This is a genomic window from Streptomyces sp. NPDC019443 (assembly GCF_044389785.1).
Lineage (GTDB): Bacteria > Actinomycetota > Actinomycetes > Streptomycetales > Streptomycetaceae > Streptomyces.
In genome coordinates, this window is sequence record NZ_JBIRYJ010000042.1 from 1 (window position 1) to 9818 (window position 9818).

At 64.9% G+C, this 9818-nt stretch carries 2 protein-coding genes; both read left to right on the forward strand.

Going from position 1 to position 9818, the window contains the following annotated elements:
- The coding region (locus tag ACH492_RS39815) for a DNRLRE domain-containing protein (protein ID WP_398994307.1) at nt 1–8637 on the forward strand (8637 nt) is incomplete at its 5' end.
- A gap of 22 nt (nt 8638–8659) precedes the next feature.
- Entirely contained in the window at nt 8660–9307 is a 648-nt protein-coding gene (locus ACH492_RS39820; protein ID WP_398994309.1) for a hypothetical protein, read from the forward strand.
- Nucleotides 9308–9818: the final 511 nt, after the last annotated feature.

Here is a 9818-nt window from a genome sequence, read left to right on the forward strand (position 1 = left end):
TATGCGGCCCCACCATCCACGCCCGAAAAGGACGACGAGAAAGGAATCGTCGACACCGTAAAGGGCTGGTTCTCGGACGACGAGGACGTAACGACTGCCAAACCTCCTGTCGGCGGCAAGCTTGAGATAGCCAGCCGGGAGAAGCTGCCGAAGGGCAAGAAGCTCCCGCCGGCGAAGCGGGTCAGGGAGCTGACGGACCGGCGTACTTCGCAGGCGCGGTTCTGGCAGATGTCGGACGGGCGGGTGGAGGCCGAGCTGTCGGCCGTGCCGGTCTCGTACCGGTCCGGCAAGTCGTGGAAGCCGATCGACACCGCGGTGCACGCCACTGGGGACAAGGGCTTCGCGTTCGCCAACACCACCAACACCGGCCGCAGCTGGTTCGGTTCGGACGCGAAGAAGCTGCTGCGTTTCGAGGCGCCGGACGGCCGGTCGGCCAGTCTGGGGCTGGTGGGCGCGAAGGCGCTGAAGCCGCAGGCCAAGGGTGACACGGTCACCTACCAGGACGCGGTTTCCGGCGCGGATCTGCAGTACAAGGTGGGCCGGGGGCAGGTCAAGGAGAACATCGTCCTGGACGCTGCTCCGGCCGGCCCTGTGTCGTTCACGTTCACGCTGAACACCGAGGGCCTGACGCCGAAGGCGCGCAAGGACGGCTCGGTTGCCCTGTTCGGTGAGGCGCCCGGTACTCCGGTGCTGGTGATTCCGGCGCCGTATATGACGGATGCGAAGAAGGACGCGCTGTCGCCGACTGGTGGTACGTACTCCACCAAGGTCAGCCAGAAGCTCACCCGTGACGGGAAGAACTGGAAGCTGACCCTCGCGCCGGACGCCAAGTGGCTGGCGGCGAAGGAGCGTCAGTATCCGGTGGTGATCGATCCGACGATCACCGTCGCGCCGTCGCCGTCGGCCTCGCAGGATGTGATGGTCCTGTCCGACCAGGCCGGGGTGAACTTCAACTCCACGTGGAAGCTGTCGGCCGGCAAGACGGACTTCGGTATCGCGCGCTCGCTGATCAAGTTCCCGCTGAGTGAGATCCCGGCGGGCGTGAAGGTCGATGCCGCGCGGCTGGGCATGTACTACGACCAGTCGCACACCACCAACGGCAACGTGGTGACCATCGAGGCGCACCGGGCCACCGGCGCGTGGACCGAGTCGACGGCGACCTGGTCCAACACCAGTGCGCTGGTGGGTGAGCTGTCCGGCACCACCGTCCAGCAGGACGACGGGGCCACCGGTACGGCCAAGGTCGGCGAGTGGCCGGGAGGCACCACTACCGGTGGGGCCGCGACCAATGACGACTTCGCCTACAACAAGAACGCGCTCACGGGCGAGACGTACACCTGGCAGCCGCAGGTCCCGGAGACCGACTCCTACCGGGTCGATGTGCACTACCCGGCGGCTGCGGACGCGGCCACGGCGGCCCCGTACACCGTGAACTACAGCGGCGGCACGAAGAACTACACGGTCAACCAGACCGGGACCGGCGGGGTCTGGAAGACGCTGGACGCCGCTGAGTACAGCTTCGCCAAGGGCAACGCCGGCAAGATCGTGCTCGGTGACACTGGCAGTTCGACGACGCGCACGCTGGCGGACTCGGTCCGTCTGGTGAACCCGGCGCAGATCGTGAAGCCGATTGGCAAGTACAACCTGTGGCACGACTTCCCGGTCACCGACACCGTCCAGAAGTGGGTGTCCGGTACCGCCACGAACCACGGGTTCGTGCTGAAGGCCGCCGATGAGTCGGGCGACGCGACGACGGGCGGTCCGCTCGGCGGTCCGCGCTACGAGGCAGGCGACGGCGACTACGGCGGTGAGACCTCGACCATTCCGCGGCTGACCGTCACCTACGGCAAGGTCGGCACCGCGCTGAACTCGCCGACCGTGGTGCACGGTACGGGTCCGGAGCTGTCCTGGCCGGCGTACGTCAACACCGGTGGCGCGGCGAACGACGCGATCGTCGAGTACCAGCTGCACCGCTCCACGCAGCAGGTCTTCACGCCGTCCGCGGCGACGCTGATCGCCCCGATCGCGTCGACGACGACCGCGTACACGGACACCACCGCGGTGCCGACCCCGGACTCCAGCTCGGCGGAGATCGGCAAGTCGTACTTCTACCAGCTCGCGGTGAAGACCAAGGGCGGTGAGCTGCTCGGTTCGCCGACCCGGGTGGTGGGCATTCCCAAGGCCGGCCGGACGATGAAGATCATCCAGTCCGGTCAGACGGACACAACGCTGTCCTCGCTGCAGCCGACCACCAACCAGGACGCCATCAAGTCCTTCAACATCGGCCAGACCTGGCTGAGCGTCGGCAACAACTCCACCACGTACGGCAAGACGCGCGCCGTGCTGAAGTTCCCCACCACCGGCATCCCCACCACCGCGACGGTGCTGGAGAACAAGATGTACATGTGGGGAGTGGAGACCACCAGCACCACCAACGGTGCGATCTACGAACTCCACGCGCTGACCCGGGACTTCACCGAGACCACCGCGACGTGGAACAACGCGAACGCGACGACGCCGTGGACCACGCCGGGCGGCGACATGTCCGCCACCGTCTCGGACACCGTCCCGCAGATCACCGACGAAGTCGGCCGGCACTGGTGGGACGCCACCGGCCTGATGCAGTCCTGGGTCAAGACCCCCACGGGCAACAAGGGCGTCGCGGTCAAGCTGAAGGACGAGACCACCACCGGCCCCCAGGAGCGCACCCTGTTCCTGTCCTCGGAGGCCTCCGACCCGCAGCTGCGTCCGTACATGCAGGTCATCTACGTCGACTCCACCACCGAGGACACGTACTACGCGCCGACCACCCCCGCCCGGATGACCCCGAACTCGCAGTACACGGTTGAGTTCACGGTCACGAACACGACCGCGACGGCGTGGGCGGCCGGTGAGCGGCAGCTGTCGTACACCTGGAAGCTGCCCGACGGCACGGACGTCACCAACGGCGGCAATCAGCTGTCGACCGCGATACCGGCGCTGCTGCCGGGCAAGTCCGCCACCATTCAGGCGCAGGTCAAGACCCCCATCAACTCCGACTCCGGCAACAAGCGCAACGAGTACGTGCTCGGCTGGGACGTCCGCAAGATCTCCGACGGCAGCTGGCTCTCCGCCGGCACCCCCGCCATCCCGCCGCTGAAGCAGAACGTGGCGGTCGAGGACCCGACCTCCAACACGCTGGGCCTGGAGAAGTTCTACTCCTACACGGGCAAGAACACCGGCGCCGGCTCGACGGTCATGAACAACCTGGCCTCGGGCAACAACGTCTGGTCGTACAACGCCTTCACCAACCCCGGCCGAGGCCTGAACACGTTCGCGCGGTTCGCCTACAACTCGCAGGACACCTCAGACACGGTGGCCGGTCACGGATGGTCGTTCCAGGCTGCGGGGCCGATCCGGTTGGGTGCGCCGCTGGACTTCCACCCGAACCCGAATCCGACGGAGATCCGTCTTCCGGACGGTGACGGCACCACGCATGTCTTCCGCAAGGAGCCCGACGGCAGCTGGAAGGCTCCGGCAGGTGTCCATTACAAGGTCACGATGAAGTCGGGCCTGGACTGCAAGCCGACCAAGGACCCGGTGCCGGACGCCTGGACGCTGACGCGTCCGGACGGCACCCGCTTCCTGTTCGGCTGCGACGGCTACATGACGTCGATCGTGGACAAGAACGGCAACACGCAGAACTACACGTACGAGGAGCGCAAGTCCAACAACAAGCCGACCAAGTTCCTCACGTACATCACGGACCCGGCCGGCCGTCAGTCGCTGACGGTGGAGTACTACAAGAAGGGCGACGCGTCCTACGAGTACATCAACGACACCGGCGCGAAGGTCACCGGCTCGAACCTGACCAACTCCAAGATCTACGACCACGTGAAGTCCATGACGGACATCTCGGGCCGCAAGATCGCCTTCTACTACACTGACAAGGGACTGCTCGGCCAGTTCACCGACGGTGTCGGCTCCAGCCAGCCCAAGGACTTCAAGTTCACCTACGACGCCACGCAGGGGAACAAGAACGTCAAGCTGGTCAAGGCCACCGACCCACGCGGAAACGCCACGAACATGGCGTACTACGCACCGCAGGCGGGCGACGACCCGAAGTACCACTGGTGGACCAAGACGATCACCGACCGTCTGCAGGGTGCCACCGGCTTCACCTACGCGGTCAATGCCGGGAACACCAAGTTCACCGACACCAAGGTCACCGACGCCGAGAACCGCGCCACGGACTACGTGACGGACGACTTCGGTCGGCCGGTACAGACCACCAACGCCAAGGCGCAGACCACGAAGACCTCGTGGGACGCGGACAACAATGTCACGTACCTGGAAGAGCACAACGGTGCCAAGACGGCCTACTGCTATGACCAGAAGACCGGCTATCCGCTCTGGGAACGCTCAGCCGAGTTCAACAAGGCGGGGGTTCCGTCGGCGGGCGACTGCGCGCCGGGCACCTTCCCCGCCGATTCGGTGAAGTACACGTACCAGACACGCGTCGACGGCTACTCGGCCGACCTCTTCACCAAGACCTCGCCCGAGGGCCGCGCCTGGCAGTTCACCTATGACTCCTTCGGCAACCTGAAGACGGTCACCGATCCCAAGGGCGTGTCAACCACCTCCGTAGCGGGCGACTACACCGTCTCGTACGACTACGACGCGTACGGTCAGCTGACCAAGGTGACCGACGCTAATGGCAACCCGACGACGAACACTGAGTTCGGTCCGACCGGTTACCCAGCCAAGATCACCGATGCCCTGTCCAAGACGACTCAGTTCGTCTACGACGAGCGGGGGAAGGTCACCGAGGTCACCGACCCACTGGGCAAGAAGACCACGCAGACGTACGACGCCGTCGGGCGCCCGATGGTCAACACCGTGCCGAAGAGCCAGGATACCGGCGACCTCATCGTGACCCCGGCGCCCGTCTACGACGCCAACGACAATGTCACACAGACGACATCACCTAATGGCGCGATCTCGACGGCGGTTCATGACGCTGCAGACCAGATCACCTCGGCTACGGCGCCGAAGGACACCGCCACTCAGGAGGACCGCCGGACGACCTACACGTACGACAAGGCGGGCAATCTCAAAACCACTACGGAGCCAAAGGGCAATGTGGCTGGTGCCGTGGCCGGTTCGCACACCACAACCAACAACTACGACGAGATCTATCAGCTGACATCCGTTGTCAACGCGGCCGGCGACAAGATCTCGTACGAGTACGACAACGTCGGCAACCCGGTCAAGACGATCGCACCGAAGAAGAACGCGACCCCGGACCCCGACGACTACACGACCAAGACCGCATACGACCTCAACCACCGGGTCACGACAGTCACGGACGCGGTGGGCAAGTCCACTTCGCGTACCTACGACAAGGACTCTCTGGTCGTCGAGTCGACCGACACGGAGAACAACACCACCTTCATCACCCACGACGAACGCGGGAAGCAGAAGGAGGTCAAGGTCCCTCACACGGGCACCGCGCCGATCACCTACCGCTCCACCAAGTACGAGTACGACCAGGTCGGCAATGTGACCAAGGTGATCACGCCGCGAGGTGTGGAGACGGCCAACGCCGACGACTTCGCCGGGCGTACCGAGTACGACGCACTTAACCGGCCGGTGAAGCAGTATCAGCCGTACGATCCGACGGACCCGCGCTACAACAAGCCGAATGTGTACTCGGAGACCACGTACGACGCTGTCGGCCGGGTTGCCAAGTCGTCGCTGCCTCCGTCCGAGGGGCAGACGGTCCGCAACGACACCACATTTGCGTACTTCGACAACGGCTGGGCGAAGTCTTCGACCGACCCGTGGGACATCGTCACCTCGTACGACTACAACCAGCTCGGTCAGCAGACGAAACGGACGCTGACCTCGGCCGGAGGCTCCTCCGACCGCACGATGAGCTGGAGTTACTTCCCTGACGGCAAGCTCCGTTCGAAGTCTGACGACGGTGTGCCGGTGGGCAAGAACGTGGTTCTTGTCGACAACACCGATACGCAGAACATCGCGTCGACGGGTACCTGGACGAAGGACAGCATCACCGGGCAGCACGGCTACGACCACCAGGTCCACGCCGCAGGCGCGGGTGCGGACGCGTTCACCTGGACGCTGAACATCCCGAAGGATGGCACGTACACCGCGTACGCGAAGTTCCCGAAGGTCAGCGGGGCGGCCACGACCGCCAAGTACACGGTCACGCACTCCACCGGTTCGACCGAGAAGACCGTTGATCAGAACAACGTCAACAACACCGGCAACTGGCTGAGCCTGGGCTCGTTCGCCTTCAAGCAGGGCAACGACGCCACAGTTCGGCTCGACCAGAACAGCGGTGGGGCTGTCGTCGCCGACGGCATCAAGCTGGTGCGCGACACCTCCGGTGACAGCGACACGGAGCAGCGGACCTTCGACTACACCTATGACGTCAACGGCAACATGACGTCGATCGCCGACACCTCTTCCGGCTCGAAGATCGACGCCTACACGGTGGCGTACACGGGCTTGAACCAGGTGCAGAAGGTCACCGAAGCGCTTGCGGGACAGGATAAGGAGTCCACCGCCTACACCTATGACGCCAACGGCCAGTTCCTGACGGTCAGCCATCCTGACCAGTACAGCGCATACACCTATGACCCGCGCGAACTGGTCAGGACCGTGTCGATCGGCGAGAGCGCGACTGACCCGACCCCGAAGGTCAGCAGCTACACCTACACCGACAGGGGCCAGCGGCTCAAGGAGACCAAGGCCAATCAGAACACGGTCGACTACGCCTACTATCTCGACGGCGCGCCGAAGAGCACGGTCGAGAAGAAGCCCAACGGCACGCTGGTGTCGGCGCACACCTACGCCTATGACGCCAACGGCAACAAGGCGCAGGACGTGGCGAAGAAGATGAACGCCGACAACCACGCGGCGTACCTCGACTCCACCACTGACTACACCTACGACCCGGCCGACCGGCTCGCCAAGTCGGTCAAGACCGGTAACGGTGCTGGCACCGAGACATACGTCCACGACGACAACGCCAACGTGGTCAGCCAGACGGTCCGAGGCGCCACCTCGACCTTCACGTACGACCGCAACCGCCTGCTGTCCGCAACTGCGTCCGGGACGTCGTTCTCGTACAACTACGATCCCTTCGGTCGGCAGGACTCCGTCACCAGCGGTGGCCGGGTGGTGGAACGCAGCGTCTACGACGGATTCGACCACGTCGTCGAGTCGTCGAAGATGGACGACGCCGGGGCGATGAAGACGGCGACGTACACGTTCGATCCGCTGGACCGCACCGCCTCCAAGACGGCGGACGGCAAGACCACCGACTTCACGTACCTCGGACTGACGGACGAGGTTCTGGACGAAGAGGTCGCGGGCCAGCTCACCAAGTCGTACCAGTACAGCCCGTGGGGCGAGCGCCTCTCGCAGGTGAAGCACAACACCGATGGGACGCGTGAGGACGGCTACTACGCGTACAACGGCCATACGGACGTCGAGGCTGTGACCACCGGAAGCGGTGACACGAAGGCGACTTACGGCTACACGGCCTACGGCAGCGACGACACCTCCGAGTTCACCGGCATCGACAAGCCGGACACAGCCGACCCGAGCAAGGAGGCCTACAACCCCTACCGCTTCAACGCCAAGCGCTGGGACGCCCAGTCCGGTACATACGACATGGGCTTCCGCGACTACAACCCGGGCCTGAACCGCTTCACCACCCGGGACATGTACAACGGTGCGCTGTCGGACATGGGACTCGGCACAGACCCTATGACGGGCAACCGCTACGCCTTCACCGGTGGCAATCCCACCAGCTTCATCGAACTCGACGGCCACATGTTCGGTTTCGATGACCTCTGGGACACCGTCCGTCAGATGGTGAGGGACGCGAAGAAGACGCGGAAGAACCTGGGGATCAAGCACGACAAGGACTTCACCTACCCGCATAACCAGGCGCAGGCAGTCGCGGCGGGTGAGATCAAGAAGCAGGCGGCTTCACTCGGGGTCGCGGACTTCGAGGTCATCCAGGGCTCCAAGCTCGACAACGCGAGCAAAAAGTGCATGCCAAATCCGACAGCCTTCTGCCCGAACCCGGGCTACATCGACATCCTGGGCCACGACAAGAGGACGGACACCTTCTTCGTCTGGGAGGTCAAGTCGGCCGGTCAGTCGGCGAAGGCCGTGCCGGAGGCCCAGTGGTACGTGGACCGACTGAAGGTCAACGGTGAGAAGGCTGTACTCGGCTGGACGATCGGCGGTCCATACGATGTGGCGACGACCGGTGACAAGGTCGTCGGTCCGGCCGAGGGGGCCGTCATTTATGGCAAGCAGCAGAACAAGAAGTTCAACAAGATTCTGACCTCCAGCCCGGCGGCGGCGGTCCAGCAGCAGTCGGCGCAACCGACACCTTCACCGAGTGCCGGTCCCGGCCCTGGTGACTATCCGGGGATCGCCTACCAGCCGGGACTCGGGCACATCCCGCAGCCGGCCGGCGGTGTGAACCACTGGCCGTTGCTCGTTCCGGTGGCTGTCCTTGCTCTTCCGGTGGCCTTGGAAGGGGGCGCCGTGGCGACCGGAACCGCGGTTACGGTGGGTGTCACGGCGGCCATGTTCGAATTGGCAGCATGATGGCGACAGCGAAAGGAGAACGATGATCTCGCAGAGCGCCTGGTGCCGTCGTCATGTCGTCCCCGTGGCCAAGGAGGCAGGACTCGTACCGGACGGCAAACAGTTCCGGCTGTTCGGGGAGCGCGGGGACTGCGCGGTGCTGGAGCTTCAGACGCACCGCGTCGATCCGCAGCGGGAGACTTTCTTCGCGCGGGTGTCGATCGTTCCGCTACCCGAACGCGCGTGGGTTCATCGGCAGCACTGGCAGCAGGCCAAGGACCAGCTTCCGAGCTCGGGTTCGGGCATGCTGCAGTGGGAGCTGAGTCCCCCGGACGCAGTCGCACTCGAGCCGCAGGGAGGCATGGACGTCACGGGCCTGTGGGCGTACAGCCCGGACATCGATCCAGTTGTGTGCGCCGAGGAACTGACCCGGATACTGCGTGATCTCACGTTCCCGCAGATGCGCCGGTTCCTGGACCGCGATGTCCTGCTCGCCGAGATGAAGCAGCGCTCCGCCGGACTCCGCCATCGGCGTCCCCCCGGATGGGCGCAGGTGCTCCTGAACGTGGACCGGGTCGCACCGGCCGCGTTGGAGCCGTTGCTCGACGAGGTCGAGACTGACTATCCGGTGGCTGACGAGTTCATTGCCTGGGCACGAGAGCAGGCAGCGGACTGGAGCCGGTCGAGCTAGCGGTTGAATAGTGCAGAACACTGGGTCCACCGGACGGATGTCCGGTGGACCCAGTGGCAATCGTTCGAAGAGGCTGGCTCTGCCGAGCCGTTTCGCGGGACGGTGGGTCGGGGCGGTCTGCCGCCCGCCGTGGAGGCTCGCGCAACTTCGCTCCCGAAGGGCCCTTCTTCCAGCCGATCGACTGACCCGAACCCATAGCGACGGCCCGCCGGCCTGCCCGGCGGGCCGTTGTCACGAGATGCGAGCACGATGACGAGGGGGCCTGAGGTGGAAGTGGCAATCGCGAGTGCCATGTTCCCCGGCCGGACTCCTACGGCAGGAGGAGCACAAGTGACGAATGACGCGTGGGCAGCCACCGAGCGACAGTTTCCGATCGGATCGACGCTGACTGGCACCGTGGAGAGCATCGCCTCCTTAGCGCTGCCGCGAGGGCGAGCCGGACGGTGCGGGCCCGCTGGTCTCCGGTGAACTGCGCCGACAGGTGCAGATCCTGGAGATCCTGGCGGACGCG

What these genes read in the sequence shown, in the direction of transcription:
- ACH492_RS39820 (WP_398994309.1), top strand. Translation starts at nt 8,660, where the DNA reads ATGATCTCGCAGAGCGCCTGGTGCCGTCGTCATGTCGTCCCCGTGGCC.